Raw genomic sequence first — 23,541 nt, forward strand, 5'->3', positions numbered from 1 at the left:
ACGAGGTGTACGAGAGATGATGAGCAACGCCAAGATAGGTGTGGCCCTCGTAGGGGGCTACGTCCTGGGACGTACGAAGAAGGCCAAGCTGGCCATCGGCCTGGGCATGTACCTCGCCGGCAAGCGGCTGCCCCTGGACCCGAAGCAGCTGGGCGAACTGGTGGCCAATTCACCGGTCCTCGGTCCCCTCAACGACCAGGTACGCAGCGAACTCGTGGACGCCACGAAGTCGGCGGTCAGCACCGCACTCACCCAGCGCATGTCGGCTCTCACCGACTCCCTGCACGAGCGGACCCTGGAACTCAGCGACGCGGAGAGCGAGAGCCGCACCGGCCGCGACGCGGAGACGACGGACGAGCCGGCGCACGTAGAGCACCCGAACTCCGGGACCGAGTCCGCCAAGTCCGCCAAGTCCGCCACGAAAAAGGCGGTTCGCGGGACACGTAAGACCGCCTCGGGTGCGCGAAAGACCACCTCAGGTGCGCGAAAGACCACGTCGGGTACGCGAAAGACCGCCACGGGGACCCGGAAGAAGGCCTCCGGGACGGCACGCAGGACAGCCGACCGCGGGGGCCGCAATGACTGAGTCCACGTTCAGCAAGGTGAAGAACGACGTGACGGCGAGCCCGGCCGCCGACGAACTCAAGGAAGAATTCCAGCGGTACCTCCAGGCCCGGGCGCAGCACGCCATCACCCGTCTCGGCCACCGGCTGGGCGAGAGGGTCGCCGGACTCGGCGAGCCCGGCCACGGTTCGGGTGGACTCCTCAGCGGCCTCACCAAGGGCGGCAAGGCCCTCGGCGCAGGCAGCTCCCCGGCGCAGGCCGCCCTCACCGCCGGTGCCTCGCACCTCAAGGACACCGTCAAGGGCAAGGTCAAGGGCCTGTTCGGCACGGGCCGCAAGAGCGGGGGCGGCGCGTCCAGGAGCGTGACGATCGTCGAGGACATCGACGTGGGTGTGCCGGTGCGCGAGGCGTACGACCAGTGGACGCAATTCCAGGAATTCAGCGCCTTCGCCAAGGGTGTCGTGAGCGTAGAGAAGTCCGACGACACCACCAGCAACTGGAAGGTGAAGGTCGCCAAGTCCACCCGCAGTTGGCGGGCGAACGTCACCGAGCAAGTGCCGGACGAGCGCATCACCTGGACCACCGAAGGCGCCAAGGGAACGGTCAAGGGCGTGGTGACCTTCCACCCCCTCACCGAAGACCTGACGCGAGTGCTGCTGGTTCTCGAATATTTCCCCAAGGGCCTCTTCGAGAAGACGGGCAACCTCTGGCGCGCCCAGGGCCGGCGCGCCCGCCTCGACCTCAAGCAGTACCGGAAGTTCCTCATGATGCGGGGCGAGGCCACCGACGGCTGGCGGGGCGAAATCCGCGACGGCGAGGTCGTCGTCGAACACGCCGAGGCCGTGGAAGACGAAGAGCGCGCCAGCGAGGACGAACCCGGTCTCGAAGACGACCAAGCCGACCTTGACGGGGACGACTTGGACGAGGACGAGCCGGACGAGGACGAGCCCGGCCTCGAAGAGGACGAGGAGGGTGAGGAGGACGACCTCGACGAGGAGGACGACCTCGGTGAGGAGAACGGCCCACCCGCCGACCGTCCACGGCGCCGCCCCGTCGCGGCCCGGCACTGACCCCCCTGTCCCACCTGAACTGACGCACAGACGAGGCTGATCACGTGTCCGACTCACTGGCCGGCCGTATGGGGCCGTCCTCCGGGATGTCCCCGTACAGCGGGCAAGGCTCGTCCGCCAACCTGGCTGACATTCTCGAACGCGTCCTCGACAAGGGCGTCGTCATCGCGGGCGACATTCAGATCAACCTGCTCGACATCGAGCTGCTGACCATCAAACTGCGGCTGCTCGTCGCCTCCGTCGACAAGGCCAAGGAGATGGGCATCGACTGGTGGGAGCACGATCCCTCGCTCTCCTCGCGTGCCCATCCCCGCCAGCAGGTCGCGGACGCACCCGCCCCGGCAGCGGGCCGCGACCGCCTGACCGAGGAGAACGCCCAACTGCGCGCCGAGCTCGCCGAACTACGGGCTGCCGTCGGCCTGCCGAAGGGCTCCCGGAACGACGGAACACCGCAGCCGCCGCACGAGGAGGAACGGTGAACACCGACGCCCCGATCACCGAAGCGGACGCCACTTCGACCGAAGCGGGCGCCACTTCGACCGAAGCAGGCGCCACTCCGCTCGACCGGCCGGACGCCCCCACGGCCCCCGGCACCACGGTCTCGTACGTGTACGCCCTCAGCCGCGCAGGCACCGCACTCGACACGAGGGCCCCGCAACTCACCGGGTTGGACGACGGCGCCCTCCGGACCGTCACCTGCGGCGAGTTGTCCGCCCTCGTGTCCTCCGTGCCGGCCGACGCGTACAGCGAGGAGGGCATGCGGGCACGGCTGGAGGACCTGTCCGAGCTGGCGGCCGTCGCCCGTACGCACCACGCGGTGATCGAAGCCGCATACGCCACCACCACCGTGCTCCCCATGCGGCTGGCCACGGTGTATCTGGACGATGCCCGCGTCCGGTCGATGCTCCACGAGCGCCGAGCGGACTTCGGCGAGCTGCTCACCTGGCTCGAAGGCCATGTCGAGCTGGGGGTCAAGGTCTACGCGGACCCGCGCGAGGCGGCCGCGGCGCCACCGGACCCGGCGCCGGCCACCGGCTCCGCCTCCGCGCCGGTCAGCCCCGGCCGCGCGTACCTGCAACAACGCCGGGCGCAGCGGCGCCATCACCGCGATGCCTACCGTGCGGCGGGGGCGGTCGCCGGTGCCGTACCGGACCGGGTGTCCGCGCTCGCCCGGGCGAGGGTCGCGCACCGCCCGCAGCAGGGCGATCTGGCTTCGGGCCCGGGGGAGAACATCTCCAACGAGGCCTACCTGGTGCCCGCCGAGCGGACAGGGCAGTTCCACCAGGCGTTGACGGGTCTGGCCGACGACGTGCCCGGCGTACATGTCGAGATCACCGGCCCGTGGGCACCGTATTCGTTCGCCACGCCCCCCACGGCGGGCGCCGGGGCATGAACGACAACGAGGTGGCGACGGACAGCTTCCTGGAGGAGTCGCTCGCCGGGCGTCAGGTCGCCCTGATCGACCTCCTCGACCGCCTGCTGAACGGTGGCGCGGTCCTCACCGGCGATCTCGTACTGTCGGTCGCCGATGTGGACCTGGTCCGGATCAATCTGCGTGCGGTCATTCACTCGATCACGCCCGACGACCCGGCACCGTGGTGAACATCCGGACAACTCCGTTGCCGTGCAGGGAAGTTCATGTCAACGACGACGAGGAGGACCCGTGCCGGAAGACCCTCATACCGCGCCCCACCCCGCCTTCGCGGAGGTCGCCCAAGCCGCGGCCCGGGCGTTCGATCTGATACCGGCCGGGACGAACGACCGGCGGTCGGGCAGCGACCTGGCCCAACGGCTGAAGACCGATCCGGAGACCGTCGAACGAGATCTCATCAAATTGGTGCTGACCATCGTCGAGCTCTTGCGGCAACTCATGGAGCGCACCGCATTGCACCGCGTCGACCAGGGCGATCTGAGTACGGACCAGGAAGAGCGGATCGGAATGACGCTGATGGTTCTCGAAGACCGGATGTCGGAACTCTGCCGCCGCTATGGACTCACCATGAGCGACCTCAATCTGGACCTCGGACCGCTGGGCTCCCTGCTTCCCAGAGCAACATCGGAGGACACCGCCACGACACACTTTCAGTAACCGACTCGTCGCCCTAGGTGAGAAGGAGCGCTGACCACCCCCTCGGCGCCGCTTTCCGCTGAAATGCCGACATCAAAGTGCGCGCCTATAGTGAAGCGGGGCTGTTCGCAGGGCTGCCAGGCGAGTCCTCCCAGGTCAGCGCCTGACCGCCCGGGCAACATCACGCGAACGCCCGCACAGTGGCACCGACGCCCGGCTCGCCGGGCAGCCAGGACGGAGGTCCGCCCATGTTGAGCGCGATCGCAGACGTCATCAGGGCGATCGGCGGCGCCATCGCCACCGTCGTCACCCTGCCCTTCCGCGCCGTAGGCCGGCTCTTCGGAGGAGCCGCAGACTCTGCACACGGCCGCCACTGAGGCGACTCCCCGGCCGTCGGTACCGCTACCGCGACGCGTCAGTCGCCCCAGATCTTGCGGTAGGCCTGGCGGTAGCCCTCGGAGTCCCACGACAGTGCGCCCCCGCTGTTGGCGGAGGTAGCGATGTGGACGGGGGCGACGTACCCGCTGTCCTTGGCGCCGGTGAACGCGCGGTTGAACTCGTCGACGATCTGCCAGCCCTGTTCGGAGAGCGGCTCGGGCACGGTGGCGGCCTGGAACTGCTTGCCGTTGACGCGCTGGAAGGCCGACGGGTCGCCGTCACCGGCACCGATGTTGAAGGGGGCGCCGGCGCCGTCCTTGCCCGCGGCACGCAGGGCGGGGGCGGCGTGCTGGAAGTACAGGTCGTTGATGGCGGCGGAGTAGGTCCACTTGCGGCCGAAACGGGACATCAGGGAGCGGACTTCCCCGATGGCGCGGCTGTTGACCTGGGGTATGGGCATGTTGGTGTAGCTCAGCAGCTTGGTGCCGGAGCAGGTGGCGAGTTCCTTCTTGATCAGGTCGGACTTGTGCTTCGCGAAGGGCACCGTGGCATCGGTGAACAGGACGACGCCCGCGCGGCCGTTGGACCGGGCGATGATCCAGTCGGCGCTGATCTTCGCGACGTCCTCCACCCGCGTGGTGACGTTGCTGAAGAGTTTCGGGTCGTCATTGGGGCCGGGAGCCGGGTTGGCGTGCCAGCCGATCAGCGGAATTCCTGCCGCATTGGCCTTTTTGACCTCGTTCGGTGCCACCCCGGGATCGAAACCGCTGATGACGATGCCATCCGGCTTGAGGTGGAGGGCCTCCTTGAAGGCGGCCCGTTGGCCGGCGGGCGTGCCCTGGCCGTTGAGGGTGCGGGCGTGCCATCCGACGAGCTTGGCGGCTTCCTGGACACCTTGGGCGACTCCGGCGACGCCGGGGTTGGTCAGGGTCTCGGCGATGTAGACCACGGTCTTGCCGTGGACGGCCTTGGGCCCGGTGGTGGGGCCCTTCCAGGGAGCATTGACCGCCTCGGCGTTCTTGACGGCTTGCTTGGCTCTGGAGAGGGCGGTGGGGCAACCCGGCTTGGCGGAGCTCCGGTGGGACGCGGTGGCGCCGCCGCCGGGTTCGCAGCCGGCGGCAGTGGCCATGACCAGGAGTGCGGCGGCTGTCACGACCGCCTTGCGGGTGGGGTGCACGGGTCTCCTCGCAGGGCAGGATGAGGATACGGGTTGGGGTGGGGGAGACAGGTTACGGGTGGCGATTCTCCGAGAGGCATCCGCCTTGGGGAGAGTCGGTGTACGCCGCCTGCGGCCGGGCCCCGTACGGGACGAGCCGGTCCGCGCCCTGCTCCCCACGGGCACCGGCCCCTGGCCCCTACGGCCACCGGCCCCTCGGCCGGAGTTGCCCGCCTCGTGGGGGCAACGTGCCAAAAGTGACAAAGAGTTGAATACCACTTGGCCATTGCTGGGGCACGTCTTGCATGCCTGCACCCACGCGGTAGTGTTCACGGCCGGTTGGACATGTGGCGCAATCTTTTCGCTCGCATTTGGGGCGAATTTCGCAAACGTCACACTCCCCCCGTCGTCGGCGGTCGGCAACAACAACACCTCGGTCACCGCTCAGGAGCACGTCGTAAGGAGGCCTGGGTGTCTGTGGACACAGTGGACCCGCCACACGGACCGGACCCGTCCCGGCGTTCACCGTGGAGGCCGCGGTTCCGTCAGCAGACGGGTGCCCTCCTGGACCGATGGCCGTTCCGGCGGAAACTCAACGTTCTGGTGATCGCACCCGTCGCGGTCGTCGGCGTACTGCTGGCCATCGGCGTCGACACGCAGGTGGACAAGGCCCTGGACGCCAGCCGGACCGCGGAGCTGGTGCGTGACAGCGAGCAGGTCACGAGGCTGATCAACGACGTCGAGGCCGAACACCGGCAGGCGCTGCTGCTGTCCGTGGAGCAGGAGTCGGCCCGGCCCGGCGCCGCGCTGCCGTCGACCGCCGCCTACCGTCGTACGCAGCAGGAGACCGACAAACAGGTCACCGCCGTGCATGCCGCGTTCGGGGCGGGGCTGTCGAAGGATGAGGCGCGGGCCCTCGCATACATCCGGGGCCTCGCCGTGCTGCGCGACAAGGTCGAACGGGGATCAGTTCCGGCCGCCACCATCGACCCCGCCTACGCCGCCGCGGTCGGCTACCTCATCGACGGCATCGGCCTCGACCGCTACGTCGGCACCTCGTCGTCCTCGGTCACCAACCTCCTCGACACGGTGTTGCGCGCCGACGCCGCCCACGCGGCCTTCGAGAGCGGGGTGTTCTCCGCCCAGACCCGGGATGCCAACGCGCTCACCGAGTACACCCGCGCGGTCGGCGCCCACAAGCTCTACGAGGAACAGTCCGAACGCTTCGGCCGGATCGCCGCCCCGGACCAGGTCCTGCTCCTGAGCGGGATCGAGCGGGATGCCGAGGAGAACGGCATCGAGGCCCAGTTCGCGGAGCTCCAGATCGATCCGGGCTCCCTGCAGGGCCAGACCCCGCACGAGCTGCGCAAGGCGATGGCCGCGGGAACCCGGCAGGCCGAGGCCCGCCTCACCATCACCCGGTCGCTGACCGACCAGATCGCCGCCCGGTCCGACGGTCTCTCCCGCAGCGCCCTGGACAACGCGCTGGCGATGCTCGCCCTCGCCCTGCTCGGCTTCACCTCCTGGCTGACCTTCTCCGTCCTGGTCCGGCGCTCGGTCGTACGTCCCCTGGCGGCCCTGACCGGCGCCGCCCAGCAGGTGGTCGACGTGGCCGGCGAGGAACTCGCCAGGGTCGAGGACGACGAGTCGGCGGACGGCACCCCGCTGCAGCCGCGGCCGATCCCCGTCCCGGTCCGCGACGAGATCGGCCACCTGGCCGAGGCGTTCAACCAGGTGCAGGTCACCGCCGCGGCGCTGCTGGAGCGGCAGGTGCTCAGCCGCCGCAACGTCGCCGAGATGTTCGGCAACGTCGGACGCCGGGTCAGCAACCTCACCTCACGCCAGCTCATCCTCATCGACGCCGTGGAACGCGAGGAGACCGACCCCGACGTCCTGGAGCGGATGTACCGCATCGACCACATCGCCGTACGCCTCCAGCGCAACGCCGACAGTCTGATGCTGCTCGCCGGAATCCGGGACCCCGAGGTGGAGGCCCGGCCGACCAGCCTGGTCAACGTCATCCGGGCCGGGCTCGGTCAGATCGAGGGATACCAGCGGGTGTCCCTGCGGTCCGAGACAGAGGTCACCGTCGCGCCCGACATCACCGACGACCTGACCCTGATGCTCGCCGAACTGCTGGAGAACGCGGTTTCGTTCTCCCCGTCCGACACCCCCGTCGAAGTGGTCGTCCGGCCCGGCACCGACGTCACCTCGGACGGTGGCGCGCTGATCGAGGTCATCGACCACGGCCTCGGCATGAGCGCGGAACGGCTCGACGAGGAGAACTCCCGGCTGGTCCGCCGGGAACGGCTCGACCTCGTACCCACCAAGGTCCTCGGCCTGTTCGTGGTCGGAAACCTCGCCCGGCGCTCGGGCATCCGGGTCACCCTCAGCCGTACACCGGGCGGCGGGGTCACCGGCACCGTCTGGCTCCCGTCCACGCTGCTGCTGGCGGTGGACCCCGCCGCCACGCCGGCCCCGGCAGCGGACGCGACCGAGGTCAACGCCGGCGCCGATGCCGACACCGACACCGCGGCAGAGCACCCGGCAACACCCGAGCCTGAGTCCACCGGGCCCGCGCCCGGGCCCGCCGCCGCCACACCCCTGCCGGTTCGGGCCCCCGCCACCACACCCGAACGGCGGCCGGCGGCCCCCTCGCGGGACGGCGAGCTCCCCCGGCGCGTCCCGCCGCCCCGCACGGACGCGGAGCAGACCGCCCCCGCGTCCGAGGCACGCCCGGCCCAGTCCGGCCAGCCGCTGCGCCGACGAGTCCGGGGCGCGACGCTCGGCAGGACCGCCCCGACGGCCGACCGGGTGACCCAGGCCGTGCGCCGGCCTGTCGACGCCGACGCGGTCCGTTCGGAACTCGACGACTTCGAGGCTGCCGTACGCAGGGCCGAGCAGGACAGCGCTCCCACCCCGACCGATCCAGCACCATCGCACCACCAGCAACCCCGGAAGGAGTCGGGCAGTGACGACGCCGACAGGTAAGAGCAGTTCCGAGCGGGAACCCATGGATCTGACGGCCGCCGCGGCCGACTTCACCTGGCTGCTCGACCGGTTCGCCACCCAGACCGCCGGCGTCGTCGACGCCATCGCGGTGTCCTCCGACGGCCTGCTGATCGCCGTCTCCCAACTGCGCGAGCAGGCCGACTCCGAGCGGCTCGCAGCGATCGTGTCGGGTGTCACGAGCCTGGCCGCCGGTGCGTCCGGCAACTACGGCCTCGGCGGCCTCAACAAGGTCATCATCGACTTGGAGGGCGGCCATGTACTGGTGTCGGCCATCGGCTGCGGTGCCGTCCTCGGCGTGGTGACCTCGAAGGAGGCGAAGCTCGGCAACATCGCCTACGAGATGACCCTCTTCGCCAACCGGGCGGGGAGCGCGCTCACCCCCCAACTGGTGCTGGAGCTCAAGAAGAACGCCGGCGCCACACCGGCCCGCTGAGCCGTCCCACACCGCGGAGGCAGGATGCAGGGCTTGAGAAGAGGAGCATGATGGCCGGCGGCGAACCAGGACCGGACGACGAGGCAGCCGGCCGCGCCCAGGGCCCGTCGGAGCCGGCCGGCCGCGCGCCCGCGATCCGGCCGTTCCTGCTGACGGCCGGCCGGGTGGCGGGGGGCGGCACCGGCCCCCCGCTCCCGGTCGAGACCCAGGTCGTGGCGACCTCGGCCGGGCTCTCCGCCCTGGGCTCGCTCGCCTTCGAACAACACGACATCGTCGCCGCCTGCCGCCGGCCGCAGTCGGTGGCAGAACTGGCCGCGGGGCTGCGCCTCCATCTCAACGTGGTCCGGGTGCTGGCCGAGGACCTGCGCGCCGCCGGACGGCTGGCGGTGCACGTCCCGAACGCCGGGACCACCCAGGACATCTCCGTACTGCGAAGGGTTATCGATGGTCTCCGTGCCGTCCCCGACTCACGGGACACACTCCGTGACAGCGGTTGAACAGCCACCGGTACCGGTCAAGTTGGTCATCGCCGGCGGCTTCGGCGTCGGCAAGACCACAGCCGTCGGCTCGATCTCCGAGATCCGGCCCCTGACCACGGAGGCCGCCATCACCGAGGTCGCGGCCGGCGTCGACGATCTCACTCACACCCCGGGCAAGACCACCACCACGGTCGCCATGGACTTCGGCTGCATCACCATCGACCCGACCCTGAAGCTCTACCTGTTCGGCACGCCGGGCCAGGACCGCTTCGGTTTCATGTGGGACGACGTGGTCGAGGGCGCTCTCGGCGGCCTGGTGATCGTCGACACCCGCCGCCTGGACGACTGTTACGCCGCAGTGGACTACTTCGAGCACAAGGACATCCCCTTCGCCGTGGCCGTCAACGCATTCGACGGCGAAATCCACCACAACCTCGACGAGGTGCGCTGGGCCCTGGACGTCTCCGACCACGTCCCCCTGACCGTCTTCGACGCCCGCAACACAGGCTCGGTCCGCGACGCCCTCCTGGTCGTACTCGAAGTCGCCCTGTCCCGCGCGGAAAACACGACGACGTCCAGCTGGTGATCTCCGACAGCCACAGGGGGCTGGAGGCCGCGATCCGCACCGTTTTCCTCGGTGCGGCCTGGCAAAGGTGCGGTCGAGGGGCCCGTGCCGCCAGGGGGCGCCCCCAGCTCCGGCGGCAGTGACCAGCTAGCTCCTGGCTGACGGTAGGTCAGGTATGACCTGCGGAACCGCCCTGCGGGCCCCTGTTTCGGCGATGTGTGCCGTGTCACGTATTCCAAGGGCGCCTAAGTTGCCTGCATCACAGCGCAAATGCCCATTTAGTGGCCATGCTCGAAACGGATACCAGCTCCCAAAGTGGGGCCTATCGGCGACTTCTTGGGTGTGAAGCCCAAAGTGATCCACGCCACAGCACTCGGGACATTCCTGCCTGTTTCCGTTGAAAGGTGCCCCATGATGGCCGCTTACCTCTGTCCTCCTGCCGTCATACACGGCGAGCACGCCGTGCAGACCAGCCAGATCGTGGCGGAGGTGCGCGACCGGCATCCGCACGCGGCGTGGGCGCCGCGGATCGACGGCATCGCGGCCAGCACGGGCATCGAGACACGCGGGTGGATGCTGCCGCTGGAGGCCGCCGTCGCGCCCGGCAACGGCAGCGGCCTGCGGGCTGTCGGCATCGGGCCGGCCCAAGAGGCGTTGGCCCGCGACGGGTTCACCCAGCAGGACGTGGACCGCGTGATCGCCGCACTTGAGGCGATACCTGCGCCGCAGACCATCCAGGAGCGCACAGCCCCGGCCTGGGAGGCCGTGCAGTCCTACGGAGAGCGTGCGGCCCGCGGGGCCCTGCAGATCGCCGGGCTGGACGCCGCAGACATCGACTGCCTGATCACCAGTCACTCCACCACCCCGGCGCTGCCGGGTCTGGACATCGCCCTGGCCAACAAGCTTCCGCTCCGCAACGACGTGATGCTTGTACCGGCCACGCAGTGGGCCTGTATAGCGGGGACCCGCTCCCTGGCGCTGGCGGCGGATCTCGTGGCCGCGGACCCCGACCGGGTGGTCCTGGTCGTGATCGCGGAGGCGCTGAGCACGACCTACCAGCCCTCGGACGACTCTCTCGAGTCCCTGATCGTCCGGATGCTGTTTGCGGACACCGCGGTCGCCGTGGTGGTCACGGGCCGCCCGAGGCGCGAGTCGGTGCTGCGGCTGGACGCCGCCTGGCACCACACCCTGCCCGGCACCCAAGACCTGCACCGTCTCGATACGCGGGCGGACGGCACCCACTTCGTGATGGACCGGCGCGGGCCGCGCGCCGTACAGGAGACGGTCACCGCGATGTGGGAGTGGCTGCGCGTCCGTTACCAGGACGACCCCGACTCCTGGCACCCCGACGTGCTGCTGGCGCACCCCGGCGGGACCCGGGTGCTGGAGTACATGGAGCAGACGATGCCCGACGGGTGGCCGTCAGGGCTGCTGGACTACAGCCGCGACAGCTACACCAGCGGCAACCGCGGCGGCGCCGCCGTGTTCGACATCATGCGGCGGGCGCACGACGCCGGGCAGAAGCCGGGCAGTCGCGCCGTCCTGTACGCGGCGGCACCGGGCCTCACCGCCACCGCCCTGGAAGGTGAGTGGCTCTAGCGCGAGCCCGCGCCACCCGTACCGGCAAACGGGCCGTCCGTATCACCGGTCACGCCACCGGTAGCGCTGAGGGCACCGTCGGTGACGCCGGGTGACACGCACGCCGCCCGTACCCTCGCCGCGCTCCCCTGCGCCGGCCGCTCCCCCGCCCCGCAGCCGCGTCACCTCGCGACTTCCGCCCAGACCACCTTGCCGGTGTCCGTCCACCGCACCCCCCACCTGGTGGTGAGCCTGTGCACGACGTGCAGGCCGCGTCCGCCGTCGTCGAGGAGGCCGCCCCGTCTCAGACGTGGCCTGCCGTTGCCTGTGTCTCCCACCTCGCACAGCAGGCCGTGACCGGCCCTGATCAGCCGTACCGTGATGGGACCGGTGGCGAAGCGCACCGCGTTCGTGACCAGCTCGCTGACCAGCAGCAGCGCATCGTCCCGGGTGTCGTCCCTGGGGCGCCATTGCCGCAGCCGCGCGGAGACGTACGCACGGGCACGGGCGGGGGCGTCGTCGCGGGCGGGCAGCCGCCAGGTCGCGGTGTCCCCTTTGCGGTAGCCGATCATCCGCGCCAGCAGCAGGGTCACATCGTCGCGCTGGCGCACGGGTTCGGGTGCCAGCGTGGCGACGACGTACCGTGCGGCCTGCTGCAGGGCGTCCCAGGGGTGCACCCTGGACACGGCGTCCGCCAGCCTGCCGATTCCCTCGTCGATCGACACGGCCGGATCCTCCACCAGGCCGTCGGTGTAGAAGGCGAGCAGGGAGCCTGGGGGTGCGCCGAAAGTGTGCACGTCGAACGGCTCCCGCAGCGCGAACTCGGCGCCCAGGCCGGGGTGCGGTCGGACCGCGAGCGGGCCCGCGTGCCCGTCCGGGGAGACCAGGACCGGGGGGAGGTGGCCGGCGCTGGACAGTGCCACATGGTGGCTGACCGGGTCGTAGATGGCGATGCAGCAGGTCGAGCCGAGGGCGCTGTAGCCGGCCGCAAGCCCGGACTCCGCGTCGTCCAGCAGTGTCACGGTTTCGTCCAGGTGCTCCAGTACCTCGTCCGGCGCGAGCCCCGCGGACAGCAGCGCGCGGGCCTCCATGCTCAGCTGGCCCATGGTTGCCGCGGCTCCCAGGCCGTGCCCGACGACGTCACCGACCACCAGCGCGGTACGGCCGTCCGGCAGCGGAAAGCTGTTCACCCAGTCCCCGCCGACGCCCGCGCTGTCGGGCGTGGCGGGCTGGTAGACGCTGGCGATCTCGATCGTGTCGCCGCCGGTCCGGGGCAGCAGCCGGCGCTGCAACGCCAGCACCTGCGTGTGCTCGCGCTGGTGCTGGCGGGCCAGGTCGACGTGATGGGCGGTCCTGGCAACCAGTTCCTGCAGGTCGAACAGCTCGCTGTCGCGGAAGGGGCAGTCCGCCCGCCGCCAGACCTCCGCCACGCCCAGCACGACGGGCGGCGTGCCGTCCAGGACCAGCGGTATGCACACCACACCCGCCGACCGGTCGCCGGGCACCAGGGCACGCATCGCTCGCGGACTGCCGAGTACCCGCTCGACCGCCTCCCGGTCGGGCATGACGATGGCCTGCGGGATGTCGTCCCGCCGTACCGCCTGCGCCAGCAGGCGACTCGCGTCGCTGGGCAGATCGTCGCCCGGAGTCACGTAGCCCTCGGGCCACGCCCGGTCCGGCACCAGGGCCGCCCGCCGTAGCCGGATGCGCCCCTGCCCCTTCCCGGTGACTCCCTCGCCCGTCCACACGGCGAAGTCGAGGTCGACGGCGGCCACGTCTCCCCAGGCCAGCAGGGACTGCGCCAGCGACTGCGCGGTGTCGCCGATGTCCAGCGAGGTGCCGATCGCGGTCTCGGAGGCGTACAGATGCAGCCTCCGGGCCATGGCGATCACGGAGACGGTCAGGCCCTCCTGAGGTACCGCGGCGGGCAGGATGCTCATCGAGACCACCAGCTCCGAACCGTCGCCGCGCCGCAGGCGCTGGATCCGGGCGACGTGCGCCTCACCGGTCTCCAGGACCTGCCGCAACCGCCGTGTGACCGTCGGTACGTCCCCGGGGGGCAGGAGATCGACGAAGGGACTCCCGGCCACGGCGTCCAGACCCGCGAAGACGGGGGCATCCAGATTGCAGCGGGTGATCCTCAGCTCCCTGTCCAGGTTGACCGCGCCGAGAATCTGATCCTGACGGCCGGCTGCCGGGTTGTCGGGTACCCGTTGGCGGGTGGTGCGGTCGCCCTGCGCGTCGGCAGTCCCTGCGGCCGGTGCCGCTCCGCCACGCGGGATGTATCGCCCCAGGGCGCTGCTGACCAGGTCGAACGGCGAAGAGGACGAGGGCGAGGGTGTGGCGTCCATGCGGCTCTCTCAGCAATCCCCGGCGCAGCGCCGGGGCCGTACTCGGACCCGTGCGACGGGGCCCCGAGATCCCTGACCGCACCTTCCATTGAATAACACCGGGGGTCGCTTCGCCCACATCAGCGCATCGCGCGGTGAACACGGACAGTGAGGGTATGCCGCGGCCGATGGAGCCGTGCTCACCTTGCCGGAGGCCGCCGCCCGCCAGGATGCGACGACCGCCGCAGGACCACTGGGCACCGGCGCCGGCGGCTCGCGATACCCGACGATCGCTCTGGGTGCGGCTAGGGCCTGTCCGGTGGATCAGGGTCGAAAGGGCCGCGGCGTCTGGTGTGGTGCATCGCAAGGCGCCGGAGCGTCCTCATAGCGGAGCTATGCGGACGTTTCGGCAACGCCGCGAGGTGCCGCGCCAGACGCCGCGGACCCGGCCATGATCCACCGGACAGGCCCTAGCCTCCGGACCGGGACACCCTGCCGGCGATGACGGCCAGAGTGCGCAGGACTGTCGTTCCGGCGAACAGGACCGAGGAGACCGGCCGGCCCACGCATCGCGTCAGCTCGCCTCGCAGATCGGGATCCACCTCGACGGTCACCCGGATGTACCTGCTGTGCAGCGTGGTGACGGTGGGCTGGGGTGCCGAGACGTCCTGCCCGCGCTGCAATGCCGCGCGGTAGCTGTCCTTGCGCTGGCTCATGCCTCTTCCTGACGCTTGATCAGTTCATCCGCGAGGTCCATGTACGCCGAACCCTTGGCCTGGACCGGGCTCCCGAAAGACTGGGCGTACAGGTCGAGCCGCGCGATCTGGGTGTCCAGTAGCTCGAAACCCCGCTCGGTGAGCGCCTCGCGGGCGTCGGCATCGGGCCCGGTGCGCGTGGCATCGGGACGGTTGGTTCGATTGAGCAGGACCACCGTGCGGGCCGGCTCGGCGCGCAGGGACTGCACATCCGCCATCTCACCGCGGATGGGTGCCATCCGGTCCAGTTCGATGGGGGCCGGGGTCACCGGCACGATCCACTCGCCGGCGTACCTCATGATGCTGCGGGCGATGCGGGGATGGTCCTCCAGCTGGGGCGCGTCGAGCACGACGGCCTGCCGGCTGCCGAGGAAGTCGTTCACGCGACGGTGGACATCCCCCACCGGCAGGGCGATCACCGGAAACGGAAAGCCCTCGGCCAGCTCACTCCAGCGCAGCGCGGAAGCGGCTGGGTCACCGTCGACCAGCAGCGGCGACAGCCCCGACTCATGAAGCGCGTGGGCCAGCCACACCGCACTCGTCGTCTTTCCGACGCCGGGCTTGAGGTTCACAAACGCACAGCTCAACAGCACAAGAAGCGACAATAAGGGCGTGATCGTCCAGTTTCGGTCAGCGCGAGGGTGTGGCTTCATAGTTCACCCGCAAGCAGTGAGCCCGGTTCCGGGGCGGTCGTCGAGCAGCGCCAGGGCTCCACGGCGCCGTAGCCGGTCTCTGCGATGCGGCGCAGCACACCGTCACGGTCGGCGGCGGCCGATTGCGCACGGTGTACCTCCGCACGCAACGGTGTACATCCGCACGCAGCGGCTGCTCGCCCATGGACTTCAGCAAGTCAGTGATCTCGCCGGCATCCGGTGCAGCCGGTCTGCACGGAGTCGCCTCAACAGGTCGCCCGAACTTGGTGCGGCTCCTGGTTCCGGCTCCAGTCCCCTCGGCATCGATGAGCTAGGAGCACCAGAAGAGGAAGCAGGTCCGCGACCGTGTGGGGCGTGGTGCGGGCGTCGGGTTCGACCCCGCATTCGTGGGTGACGGCTTTGGCCGGGGCGGCTTCTTGGCAGTGGGTCGGGTGGCGACGGGCGGTGCCGTGGTCGCGGATGCGGGAACCACAGAGTGGGAAACGGCGACGTCCGATGCCGATGCCGACGGCTTCGCGGCGTGTGACGGACGAGCCGGCTCTCCCGCGGTCCGGCTCGGTGCGGGCTGCGCGGTGACGGACGCGGCGACGGGCGTACGCGACGCCTGCGACTCCCTGTGCCTTCCCTGTGTCGAACCAGTGGGCAGCAGTTCCCCCGACAGGCCCGTCGCGACGACGCCGACCAGTACGACCCCACCCGCGACGCCGAGGGCCAGCTTGGTCTTGCCGCCCTTGCGGCGTCGCGCCCGGCGCGGGCCCTTGCCGCGGCGGCGCGTGGCCGACGTCCGGTGGGAGGCGTACGCCTCGTCGCCGTCACCGGGACCGGCAGCCGCAGCCGCGTCAAAGCCGGTGGCCGTGCCGGGGTCGAAGTCGCCATCGGCCAGGTCTGGTCCGTTGGGCTCGCCGCCCTGTTCGGGAAAGGGCCCTGTCTCGTAAGACTCCAGGGGCTCGTACGCCTGCGTCTGCTCATAGGTGTGCGGGCCCTCGAGGCCCCCGTCGTACCCGTGCGTTCCCGTGTGCTCGTAGACCGGCGGCTCGGGCATCAGCGGGACGCCGCTCTGGTAGAGGGGGTGCGGCCGTGATGGGGGGTACCCGGTGGCTACGCCATCGTGGGCATGGCCACACGTCGGGCACACCTCCGCCCCACCGAGGTAGCTCCCGCATCCAACGCAAGTGTTCATGCGGTTGTCCGTTTCCTCCGGTCGCCGCCCCCGCCCCCCAAGATGGGCGGCACCCTACTGGCGCGGCGGTGTCCGTCCCACCCCGCCCCCTCGCCAGGCCCGAGGTATACCGATGCGCCCCTGGTGCGGCACTACGCCTGCCGATGCCCTGAGGTGACCGATCCGAGGAGCATGCGCCCGCTGCTCTTCCGACCGAGCCTCGGACAGCTCCCCCTCTCAAAGTGCGCGATTGAGTCGGCATTCCGCGATTGTTCGTCCTGGCTACGGTGGCCAACGCAGCCAGGACAATGCGCGTCAGCGCAGGAACCCTTCGTAATTGCGCTGCTGGAGCTGACTCTCGATCTGCTTCACGGTCTCCAAACCGACGCTCACGATGATGAGGATGCTGGTGCCGCCGAACGGGAAATTGCTGCCGTTGAACAGCACCAGTGCCGCTGTGGGCACAAGGGCGATCAGCCCCAGGTAGAGCGCTCCCGGCCAGGTGATCCGGTTGAGTACGTAGCCCAGGTAGTCAGCCGTGGGTCGGCCGGCCCGGATGCCGGGGATGAACCCGCCATGCTTCTTCATGTTGTCGGCAATTTCTTTGGGGGTGAAGGAGATGGCGACGTAGAAGAAGGCGAAGAAGACGATCAGCAGGAAGTAAAGTGTCAGATAGATCGGTTGGTCACCCCTGGCGAGGTTGGTGGCGATCCACCGGGCCCATCCGGACTCCGAGTTGCCGCCGAGATCGATCAAACTGGGTATGGAGAGCAGTGATGAGGCGAAGATGACGGGAGTTACACCCGCCTGGTTCACCTTCAGTGGGATGTAGGTCGAAGTGCCGCCGTATGAACGGCGGCCGATCATTCGTTTTGCGTACTGGACCGGGATCCGACGCTGCGCCTGCTCGACGAAGACCACGAGGCAAACCATGCAGAGGCCGACCACGATCACGATGGCGAACTCGCCCCAGCCGCTCAGGATTTTACCCGACTTCTTGATCCCCCACAGGTTGGCCGGGAAGCTGGCGCAGAGGGAGGTGAACATCAGGATTGACATGCCGTTGCCGATGCCGCGGTCGGTGATGAGTTCTCCGAGCCACATCACTAGGGCAGTGCCGGCGGTCATGGTGATGACCATGACGGAGGTCCGGAAGATCGAAGTGTCCGGGAAGATCTGGGTGCGGACCTGGCAGGTGGGGAAGAGCCCACCGCTTTGGGCTTTGGTCACCAAGGCGGCACCCTGGAGCACCGCCAGGCCCAGCGTCAGGTACCGGGTGTACTGGGTGATCTTCGCAGTGCCCGCCTGACCCTCCTTCTTCAGCGCCTCCAGGCGCGGAATGACCACCGTCAGCAGTTGAAGGATGATGCTCGCCGTGATGTACGGCGTGATCCCCAGGGCGAAGATGGTGAGCTGCAGTAGCGCACCACCGCTGAACGTGTTGATCAGGCCGAAGAAGCCGCCGTTGCCGACACCCTCCTTGATGCACTGCGTAACGCTCCGGTAATCCACCCCAGGGATCGGGACGTTCTGCCCCAAGCGATAGAGAAGCAAGATTCCCAGCGTGAAGAGTATCTTTTTGCGAAGACCGGGCGTTTTGAAGACCCTGACGAATACGGTAGACACCTTTTCGAATTGTCCTTACGCTCACAAGTTGATAGAGCAGTTGCTGCTGATTCCCGACTGTCCTTGCCCGACGAGTTGCTTCCGTCTCGGTGGTCGGAGCACCCGTTAATGGCAGCTCTCTGGGTTACGGTCATTCGGTTCCTGAAGTAATCTGTCCCACAAGGCGCACGGGTAAGAGTTGAGTCGAGCACGGTTGTCTTCGCGGACTGATCGCCAATGGCTTCCGCCATCTGAATGCGCCTCAATATTCCAGTTGCAGGCAGCTGTCGTCGCTGGCCAAGAGTAGGTTTCTGAGCGCAGTCAAGACTGACGCCAAGTCATGGAACTCGTGGCGCTGGGCACGTCTTTGATAACGGAACCGCATGGCGATCTCTGGTTGGTGCCTTCGCCAGCGGGACCATCTCAGTGGCTGGTTGCCTGTGAATTGAACGACTGCGGGATTGCGGTGGGGCCAACAGGCACCGTGGCAGCGTCGTTGCCGACGCAGCGGGAACGCGGATATCACCGGTGGCTCACGGATCTGCCGGTCGGCGGGCCGTCGGTGGTGGCCGACTCGAAGCTCCAGCAGCCGTGTGACGCAGCGTTCGCATGGGGGGCGAGGTGCTCCTCGCCCCGGGGCCAATGCCGCTGCCGAACGGAGTCGCGCAGGTAGGCGGCGAGTTTCGAAGCGTACTTACGGAACTCCCGCTCCCTCTCCTCCATCCCGGGCGCGCGCTGTCAGTCTGGCGTCAGGCTGCTCCGCCCCACAGCTCGAACCTTGGCCGGCGTTACTTGGTCGTTGAGGTGTGGGTCGGGAGCGGGGCCGGCGCGGTCGTGCAGGTGCGGGTGGGGATCGGGACCGGCACGGTCGTTGAGGTGCGGGTGGGAAAGGGGACCGGCACGGTCGTGCAGGTGCGGGTCGGGATGGGGACCGGCGCGGTCGTGGAGGTGGGTTGGTGATGAGGAACCGTGGGCCCGCTTTGAGCGGAAGCGCTGGGCAGGACTTCCAGCCCGACGCCGAGCCCGGCGATCGTCAGCGCCGAGCCGGTGGCCATCCAGACCGTGCGAGCACGCCGACGGGCACGGACCCCAGCATGCAGCCGCTGCCGGTGCTGGTCCTCAAACGGGGTGTCTGCCTGGGTATCGCGCATCATCCGCGCGAGTTCGTGTTCGAAGTCTTCCATGATGTCTCCTTTCACTTCACCGGCTCCATGGCGTCACCCAGGAGCTGCCGCAACCGCGTCACGCCCCGTGACGTAAGGGACCGGGCGGTGCCCACCGGACACCCCAGCGCCTCGGCAACCTGCGCCTCGGACAGGTCCTGGTAATAGCGCAGCACCACCGCGGCGCGCTGCCGCACCGGCAGCAATGCCAGCGCGGCCTCCAACCGAGTTCGTTCCTCCACGGCAGCGGCCACATCGCCGGCCTCGGGAAACTCCGGCAACCGTTCCACCGGACGCTCGCCCCACCAGCGACGTCGCGCCGAGCGAGCCGCCGCACGTGCCAGCACCCGGCGCACATACGCCTCCGGCGCCTGCTCGGCCACCCTCGGCCACGCAAACCACAGCTTGACCAGCGCCTCCTGCAGCAGATCCTCGGCCCGATGCCGATCTCCACCAGTGAGCAGATGCGCCAGGTGAAGCAGTGCCGACCAACGAGCCGCGACGAACCGGTCGAACGCATCGGCCCGCACCTGCCCCATCAACGCCATCCCTCGTCTCGATCACTCGCCTACACCCCTACAAAGGCATTGACCCACGTCCCGCTATGCAGTTCCCGAGCGTGAGCTGCCTCACATGCCACCTCAGCCCCGTGCGTAAGCTCCCACACCGAAGCGCACATGCCGTGGGCGTTCATCACTCTCATGTCCCGCCGGCTCCCGACCCCACCGACAGACGACCCGGCTCCGGGGGGCCTCCAATTCAGAGGCGCTACTGACCTTGAAGGACTGGAGTCACGGCGATTCGACTACGAAGCCGGTCTCAACGATGAAGCCGTCGAGAAACGTTGCAGTGAGTCCGGGGAACGCACCGTCGTGGCCGGGCCGCTACAGCTTCACCGCCTCCACACCGTCACGGGCGCGCATCGCTTCCGGCAGTGCTTGACGCCTCCGGCGACCTATATGACGGCGCCCCTGGCCCCACAACGCGATATACGTGCAGCACCAGACCTCCCGCCGACTAGGGCGCTACACCCCCCGACAAGATCGCGAAGTCGGACTCGAGTACTAGCCCAGGAAGCTCAAACGGACCTGACGGTTGGCATTGTCGACGTTCGTGTCGACCAGGCAGACCGACTGCCAGGTGCCCAGTGCCATCCGGCCCGACACGACCGGGAGGGTGGCGTGGGGTGGGACGAGGGCGGGCAGGACGTGGTCGCGGCCGTGGCCGGGGCTGCCGTGGCGGTGGCGCCAGCGGTTGTCGGCGGGCAGCAGGTCGTGGAGCGCGGCCAGGAGGTCTTCGTCGCTGCCTGCGCCGGTTTCCAGTACGGCGATGCCGGCTGTGGCGTGCGGCACGAAGATGTTCAGCAGGCCGTCGCGGCCGTCTGCAGCCTCTCGCAGGAATGCGGCGCAGTCGGCGGTGAGGTCGGCGACGGTCTCGCTCGTACCGGTGGTGATTTCCAGGGTGCGGGTGGTGAATGCGGTGCTCATGCGGCCATTTTCGTACGGGCGGGCCGTTCTCGGCGAAAGCCCCGGTGGTGGGGTCTGCTTCCCGTGCCGGGGGGCTCGTAGCCTGCCCGTGTGGTGGGTCGGCAGCCATGCCGGGAAGACATCCGACGCATCCCGGGTTGGGTGAAGCATGAACCACTCCGGGGTGCGTGACGTCGAGGTCGTGGTGATCGGTGCCGGGCAGGCCGGGCTGGCCGCGGCCTTTCATCTGCGGCGGGCCGGCTGGGCACCGGACCGGGACTTCGTCGTGCTCGATCACTCTCCGCGGCCCGGCGGGGCCTGGCAGTTCCGGTGGCCCACGCTGACGTACGACAAGGTCCACGGGATGCATGCGCTGCCGGGCATGGAGCTGACCGGCGCCGATCCGCAGCGCCCGTCGTCCGAGGTGATCGGCGGGTACTTCGGCCGCTACGAGGAGACCTTCGGGCTCCGGGTGCACCGGCCGGTGAGTGTGGCGGCGGTGCGTACGGGCGCCGGCGGGCGGCTGCTGGTCGAGACGTCCGAGGGCGCTTACGCGCCGCGGGCGCTGGTCAATGCGACCGGGACCTGGGACCGGCCGTTCTGGCCACGGTTCCCGGGACAGGAGCTCTTCGCCGGGCGTCAGCTGCACAGTGCGCAGTACGAGGGGCCGGAGGACTTCCGCGGTGCGCGGGTCGTGGTGGTGGGCGGCGGGACATCGGCCGTCCAGCAGTTGCTGGAGATCGCGCCGGTCGCGGCCGCCACGACGTGGGTGACCCGTCGGCCGCCGGTGTTCCGGGAGGGGCCGTTCGGCGAGGAGCAGGGCCGGGCCGCGGTCGCGCTCGTGGAGCAGCGGGTGCGGCAGGGGCTGCCGCCGCGGAGCGTGGTGAGCGTGACGGGGCTGCCGATGACCGAGGCGATCCGGCGGGCCCGGGCGAGCGGCGTGCTGGAACGGCTGCCGCTCTTCGCGCGCGTCACGCCCGGCGGGGTGGTCTGGGCCGACGGCCGTACGGTCGAGGCCGATGTGCTGCTGTACGCGACGGGCTTTCGTGCGGCGCTCGACCATCTCGCCCCGCTGCGGCTGCGCGAGCCGGGCGGCGGGATCCGGATGGACGGCACCCGTGCCCTGCGCGATGCGCGGGTGCACCTCGTCGGTTACGGACCGTCGGCGAGCACCATCGGTGCCAACCGGGCGGGGCGTGCCGCAGTCCGCGACATCCGCCGGCTGCTCGACGGGGATGCGCAACCTTCCCGTGGGGACGCGGAGTTGGCCGGACGTCTGGCCTCATGAAGCGCGTCCGTTCGCTGCCGTCACGGGGGTACCGGCGATAAATCCCGTCCATGCGAACGCGCGGGCGCGGGCGCACGCGTTCGGCGGGAAGCATGCTCGAAGAGCTGAGGGATTCAATTGACTCACCGCCACGGGCAATGATGACGAGGCGCAGGCGGCGGGCTGCAGACCGTTACAGCGCCTCCGGTCGAAACCCCTTGCTGGACCGGGGAGTTGGGTCCCACATCAAAGGAGTAGACCCGATGGACCTCATCACCAACTTCATCGCGAACATCCTCCACTTCGTGGGGTGGCTAGTCTGACCGAACCCACCACGAAAGCGCCGCCCCTTCCTGTCCCTGGAGGGGCGGCGCCTTCGTGTGCTGCCGGGGCGGGGGCGGGTTCGCACAGTCCCGTGCGGCCGCAACCGCGCTGGGTTGGAGCCGGGGGTGCCTGCCTGACGGCCTTCTCGGTCACAACGCCCACGACCGGCCGATCCACCCCCAACTGCCTAGGTATCCAGCGTCTGTCGGGCGGTTTCCGGGAGGGTCAGGTAGACGAGGAACGAGACGAGGCAGAGCGCAGCGACGTACCAGGGGAAGAAGTCGGGGTGGCCGGCCTGCCGGAACCAGGTGCCGACGTAGGGCGCGGTGCCGCCGAAGAGGGCGACGGTGAGGGAGTAGGGGAAGCCGATGCCGGCGGCGCGCACCCGCGCGGGGAACACCTCGGCGTTCACGGCCGCGGCGATCGCGGTGTAGCCGGTGAGCAGCACCATGCCGGCGCACTGCACCAGCAGGAGCGAGAGGAACGCGTCGGTGACCAGGTGCAGCAGCGGTACGGCCAGTACGGCGAAGCCCAGGGAGAATCCGAGCAGCAGCGGTTTGCGGCCGATGCGGTCCGAGAGCAGCCCGCCGAGCGGCTGGAGCAGGGCGAAGAAGGCGAGCGAGAGGGTGCCGACGGTGAGCGAATCGCCCTTGTCGAAGCCCGCGTTGACCTGTGCGTAGGTGGGCAGATAGGTCGTCCAGGTGTAGTAGGCGAGGGTGCCGCCCGCGGTGATGCCGCAGATGAGCAGCGACTGGCGGGGGTGGCGGCGCAGCGCCTCGAAGAGGCCGGGGCGCTCGGCCGCCGGCTGCTCGGCGATGGTCTCCTGGGCGCCGCGCCGGATCCACAGTCCCAGCAGGCTCAGCAGCGCGCCGAAGAGGAACGCCACCCGCCAGCCCCACTGCCCCATCTGCCGTTCGGTGAGCAGCGTCGCCAGCAGCGCGGCGGTCCCGGACGCCAGCAGCTGGCCGGCGGTCGTGGACACGTACTGGAAGCTGGCGAACAGCCCGCGCCGGCCGGGTCCCGCCGATTCGACGAGGAAGGTGGTGGAGGCCGCGAACTCGCCGCCCACCGACAGGCCCTGCACCAGGCGGGCGAGGACCAGGATGACGGGGGCCAGCACTCCGGTGGCCGCGTAGGTGGGGGTGAGCGCGACCAGCAGACTGCCGCCGCCCATCAGCAGGATGGTGAGGGTCAGTGCGGTCCGCCGGCCGCGGCGGTCGGCGAGCGCGCCCATCAGCAGTCCGCCGACCGGCCGCATGAAGAAGCCGACCGCGAAGACGGCGAAGGTCGACAGCAGGGGCACCAGGGAGTTGCCGGCGCCATGCGGGAAGACCTGCTCGGCGAAGTAGACCGCAAGGAAGGAGTACGCGTACCAGTCGTACCACTCGACGGCGTTGCCGATGGAGGCGGCGGCCAGCTGGCGCAGCCGTGACGGCGGGCGGGCGCCGTCGGGCACCCGCTCCTCGGCTATGTATTCGGCGTTCGACATGGTCCTCCGCTCCGGGTTCTTCTCCTG

Annotated in this window: 24 protein-coding genes and 1 pseudogene; 14 read left to right on the top strand and 11 right to left on the bottom strand. The window is 69.6% G+C overall.

Going from position 1 to position 23,541, the window contains the following annotated elements; genetic code table 11:
• Nucleotides 1-16 precede the first annotated feature (16 nt).
• The 6 genes from CPH93_RS04055 (at nt 17) to CPH93_RS04080 (ending at nt 3,723) form a co-directional block, all read left to right on the top strand.
• Nucleotides 17-586, top strand: a complete 570-nt coding sequence (locus tag CPH93_RS04055) for a hypothetical protein (RefSeq protein WP_197708735.1) — start codon at nt 17-19, stop codon at nt 584-586.
• A complete protein-coding gene (locus CPH93_RS04060; protein ID WP_096211971.1) occupies nt 579-1,634 on the top strand; it encodes an SRPBCC family protein in 1,056 nt (351 codons plus the stop codon). Before CPH93_RS04055 ends, CPH93_RS04060 begins: the two co-directional genes overlap by 8 nt.
• Nucleotides 1,635-1,678: 44 nt before the next feature.
• The gene (gvpJ, locus tag CPH93_RS04065) at nt 1,679-2,113 is read left to right on the top strand and encodes a gas vesicle protein GvpJ (RefSeq protein ID WP_231977175.1); all 435 of its coding nucleotides are present in this window, start codon (nt 1,679-1,681) and stop codon (nt 2,111-2,113) included.
• Nucleotides 2,110-3,027, top strand: a complete 918-nt coding sequence (locus tag CPH93_RS04070; protein ID WP_231977176.1) for a GvpL/GvpF family gas vesicle protein — start codon at nt 2,110-2,112, stop codon at nt 3,025-3,027. The genes gvpJ and CPH93_RS04070 overlap by 4 nt, the downstream gene beginning before the upstream one ends.
• Nucleotides 3,024-3,236, top strand: a complete 213-nt coding sequence (locus CPH93_RS04075) for a gas vesicle protein (protein ID WP_093487021.1) — start codon at nt 3,024-3,026, stop codon at nt 3,234-3,236. The genes CPH93_RS04070 and CPH93_RS04075 overlap by 4 nt, the downstream gene beginning before the upstream one ends.
• A 61-nt stretch (nt 3,237-3,297) precedes the next feature.
• Nucleotides 3,298-3,723 (top strand): gas vesicle protein K, encoded by a 426-nt coding sequence (locus tag CPH93_RS04080; protein WP_096211972.1) that lies wholly within the window; start codon nt 3,298-3,300, stop codon nt 3,721-3,723.
• A gap of 160 nt (nt 3,724-3,883) precedes the next feature.
• Here CPH93_RS04080 and CPH93_RS37200 read toward each other — a convergent pair whose 3' ends face one another.
• Nucleotides 3,884-4,012: a hypothetical protein gene (locus CPH93_RS37200; protein WP_256332099.1), complete on the bottom strand. Its 129-nt coding sequence runs from the start codon at nt 4,010-4,012 to the stop codon at nt 3,884-3,886.
• On the opposite strand from CPH93_RS37200, the gene CPH93_RS37205 reads away from it, so the two are divergent.
• Entirely contained in the window at nt 3,951-4,079 is a 129-nt protein-coding gene (locus CPH93_RS37205) for an LPFR motif small protein (protein WP_006601851.1), read from the top strand. The genes CPH93_RS37200 and CPH93_RS37205 overlap by 62 nt on opposite strands.
• Before the next feature lie 38 nt (nt 4,080-4,117).
• Here the strand turns inward: CPH93_RS37205 and CPH93_RS04085 are convergent, their stop codons facing one another.
• Entirely contained in the window at nt 4,118-5,257 is a 1,140-nt protein-coding gene (locus tag CPH93_RS04085) for a substrate-binding domain-containing protein (RefSeq protein ID WP_093487016.1), read from the bottom strand.
• A gap of 582 nt (nt 5,258-5,839) precedes the next feature.
• Between CPH93_RS04085 and CPH93_RS04090 the strand changes: the two genes are divergently transcribed.
• The 6 genes and pseudogenes from CPH93_RS04090 (at nt 5,840) to CPH93_RS04110 (ending at nt 11,324) form a co-directional block, all read left to right on the top strand.
• Nucleotides 5,840-8,227 (top strand): ATP-binding protein, encoded by a 2,388-nt coding sequence (locus tag CPH93_RS04090; RefSeq protein ID WP_096211973.1) that lies wholly within the window; start codon nt 5,840-5,842, stop codon nt 8,225-8,227.
• A 22-nt stretch (nt 8,228-8,249) separates the two neighbouring features.
• The gene (locus CPH93_RS04095; protein WP_006601854.1) at nt 8,250-8,681 is read left to right on the top strand and encodes a roadblock/LC7 domain-containing protein; all 432 of its coding nucleotides are present in this window, start codon (nt 8,250-8,252) and stop codon (nt 8,679-8,681) included.
• 50 nt (nt 8,682-8,731) lie between these two features.
• Nucleotides 8,732-9,178 (top strand): DUF742 domain-containing protein, encoded by a 447-nt coding sequence (locus CPH93_RS04100; RefSeq protein ID WP_096211974.1) that lies wholly within the window; start codon nt 8,732-8,734, stop codon nt 9,176-9,178.
• Nucleotides 9,126-9,746 carry a GTP-binding protein gene (locus tag CPH93_RS04105; protein WP_093487010.1) on the top strand — a complete coding sequence of 207 codons (621 nt, stop codon included), beginning with the start codon at nt 9,126-9,128 and terminating at the stop codon, nt 9,744-9,746. Before CPH93_RS04100 ends, CPH93_RS04105 begins: the two co-directional genes overlap by 53 nt.
• Nucleotides 9,728-9,817 (top strand): annotated as a pseudogene (locus tag CPH93_RS35285) (transposase); the annotation flags it as partial. The gene CPH93_RS04105 and the pseudogene CPH93_RS35285, both read left to right, overlap by 19 nt.
• A gap of 322 nt (nt 9,818-10,139) precedes the next feature.
• Nucleotides 10,140-11,324, top strand: a complete 1,185-nt coding sequence (locus CPH93_RS04110) for a polyketide synthase (RefSeq protein WP_096215302.1) — start codon at nt 10,140-10,142, stop codon at nt 11,322-11,324.
• 161 nt (nt 11,325-11,485) lie between these two features.
• On the opposite strand, the gene CPH93_RS04115 is transcribed toward CPH93_RS04110, so the two are convergent.
• The 8 genes from CPH93_RS04115 to CPH93_RS04155 all read right to left on the bottom strand — a co-directional run bounded on the left by CPH93_RS04115 (nt 11,486) and on the right by CPH93_RS04155 (nt 20,455).
• A complete protein-coding gene (locus CPH93_RS04115) occupies nt 11,486-13,654 on the bottom strand; it encodes an ATP-binding SpoIIE family protein phosphatase (RefSeq protein ID WP_096211975.1) in 2,169 nt (722 codons plus the stop codon).
• Nucleotides 13,655-14,103: 449 nt separating this feature from the next.
• Complete coding sequence (locus CPH93_RS04125; RefSeq protein WP_096211976.1) at nt 14,104-14,349, bottom strand: hypothetical protein; 246 nt, start codon at nt 14,347-14,349, stop codon at nt 14,104-14,106.
• A complete protein-coding gene (locus tag CPH93_RS04130; RefSeq protein WP_078568566.1) occupies nt 14,346-14,960 on the bottom strand; it encodes a ParA family protein in 615 nt (204 codons plus the stop codon). Before CPH93_RS04130 ends, CPH93_RS04125 begins: the two co-directional genes overlap by 4 nt.
• A 391-nt stretch (nt 14,961-15,351) precedes the next feature.
• Nucleotides 15,352-16,083 carry a hypothetical protein gene (locus CPH93_RS35665; RefSeq protein WP_159394961.1) on the bottom strand — a complete coding sequence of 244 codons (732 nt, stop codon included), beginning with the start codon at nt 16,081-16,083 and terminating at the stop codon, nt 15,352-15,354.
• A 432-nt stretch (nt 16,084-16,515) separates the two neighbouring features.
• Nucleotides 16,516-17,826: a preprotein translocase subunit SecY gene (gene secY / locus CPH93_RS04135; RefSeq protein ID WP_096211977.1), complete on the bottom strand. Its 1,311-nt coding sequence runs from the start codon at nt 17,824-17,826 to the stop codon at nt 16,516-16,518.
• A gap of 767 nt (nt 17,827-18,593) precedes the next feature.
• On the bottom strand, nt 18,594-18,989 hold the full coding sequence (locus CPH93_RS04145) for a hypothetical protein (protein WP_093487000.1): 396 nt from the start codon (nt 18,987-18,989) through the stop codon (nt 18,594-18,596).
• An 11-nt stretch (nt 18,990-19,000) separates the two neighbouring features.
• Nucleotides 19,001-19,507 carry a SigE family RNA polymerase sigma factor gene (locus CPH93_RS04150; protein ID WP_096215303.1) on the bottom strand — a complete coding sequence of 169 codons (507 nt, stop codon included), beginning with the start codon at nt 19,505-19,507 and terminating at the stop codon, nt 19,001-19,003.
• A 525-nt stretch (nt 19,508-20,032) separates the two neighbouring features.
• The gene (locus CPH93_RS04155; RefSeq protein ID WP_006601863.1) at nt 20,033-20,455 is read right to left on the bottom strand and encodes a secondary thiamine-phosphate synthase enzyme YjbQ; all 423 of its coding nucleotides are present in this window, start codon (nt 20,453-20,455) and stop codon (nt 20,033-20,035) included.
• Nucleotides 20,456-20,603: 148 nt separating this feature from the next.
• Here CPH93_RS04155 and CPH93_RS04160 point away from each other — a divergent pair, with 148 nt between their 5' ends.
• The gene (locus CPH93_RS04160; RefSeq protein WP_173909711.1) at nt 20,604-21,722 is read left to right on the top strand and encodes an NAD(P)-binding domain-containing protein; all 1,119 of its coding nucleotides are present in this window, start codon (nt 20,604-20,606) and stop codon (nt 21,720-21,722) included.
• A gap of 490 nt (nt 21,723-22,212) precedes the next feature.
• Here the strand turns inward: CPH93_RS04160 and CPH93_RS04165 are convergent, their stop codons facing one another.
• Nucleotides 22,213-23,514 (bottom strand): MFS transporter, encoded by a 1,302-nt coding sequence (locus CPH93_RS04165; protein ID WP_096215304.1) that lies wholly within the window; start codon nt 23,512-23,514, stop codon nt 22,213-22,215.
• Between the last annotated feature and the right edge of the window lie 27 nt (nt 23,515-23,541).

This window comes from Streptomyces sp. 2323.1 (assembly GCF_900221035.1).
GTDB lineage: Bacteria > Actinomycetota > Actinomycetes > Streptomycetales > Streptomycetaceae > Streptomyces > Streptomyces sioyaensis.

Coding starts and splice junctions, on each gene's coding strand:
- CPH93_RS04055 (WP_197708735.1), top strand. CDS start 17: ATGATGAGCAACGCCAAGATAGGTGTGGCCCTCGTAGGGGGCTACGTC.
- CPH93_RS04060 (WP_096211971.1), top strand. CDS start 579: ATGACTGAGTCCACGTTCAGCAAGGTGAAGAACGACGTGACGGCGAGC.
- CPH93_RS04075 (WP_093487021.1), top strand. CDS start 3,024: ATGAACGACAACGAGGTGGCGACGGACAGCTTCCTGGAGGAGTCGCTC.
- CPH93_RS37205 (WP_006601851.1), top strand. CDS start 3,951: ATGTTGAGCGCGATCGCAGACGTCATCAGGGCGATCGGCGGCGCCATC.
- CPH93_RS04095 (WP_006601854.1), top strand. CDS start 8,250: ATGGATCTGACGGCCGCCGCGGCCGACTTCACCTGGCTGCTCGACCGG.
- CPH93_RS04100 (WP_096211974.1), top strand. CDS start 8,732: ATGGCCGGCGGCGAACCAGGACCGGACGACGAGGCAGCCGGCCGCGCC.
- CPH93_RS04105 (WP_093487010.1), top strand. CDS start 9,126: ATGGTCTCCGTGCCGTCCCCGACTCACGGGACACACTCCGTGACAGCG.
- CPH93_RS04110 (WP_096215302.1), top strand. CDS start 10,140: ATGGCCGCTTACCTCTGTCCTCCTGCCGTCATACACGGCGAGCACGCC.
- CPH93_RS04115 (WP_096211975.1), bottom strand. CDS start 13,654: ATGGACGCCACACCCTCGCCCTCGTCCTCTTCGCCGTTCGACCTGGTC.
- CPH93_RS04125 (WP_096211976.1), bottom strand. CDS start 14,349: ATGAGCCAGCGCAAGGACAGCTACCGCGCGGCATTGCAGCGCGGGCAG.
- CPH93_RS35665 (WP_159394961.1), bottom strand. CDS start 16,083: ATGCCCGAGCCGCCGGTCTACGAGCACACGGGAACGCACGGGTACGAC.
- CPH93_RS04145 (WP_093487000.1), bottom strand. CDS start 18,989: ATGGAAGACTTCGAACACGAACTCGCGCGGATGATGCGCGATACCCAG.
- CPH93_RS04150 (WP_096215303.1), bottom strand. CDS start 19,507: ATGGGGCAGGTGCGGGCCGATGCGTTCGACCGGTTCGTCGCGGCTCGT.
- CPH93_RS04155 (WP_006601863.1), bottom strand. CDS start 20,455: ATGAGCACCGCATTCACCACCCGCACCCTGGAAATCACCACCGGTACG.
- CPH93_RS04160 (WP_173909711.1), top strand. CDS start 20,604: ATGAACCACTCCGGGGTGCGTGACGTCGAGGTCGTGGTGATCGGTGCC.
- CPH93_RS04165 (WP_096215304.1), bottom strand. CDS start 23,514: ATGTCGAACGCCGAATACATAGCCGAGGAGCGGGTGCCCGACGGCGCC.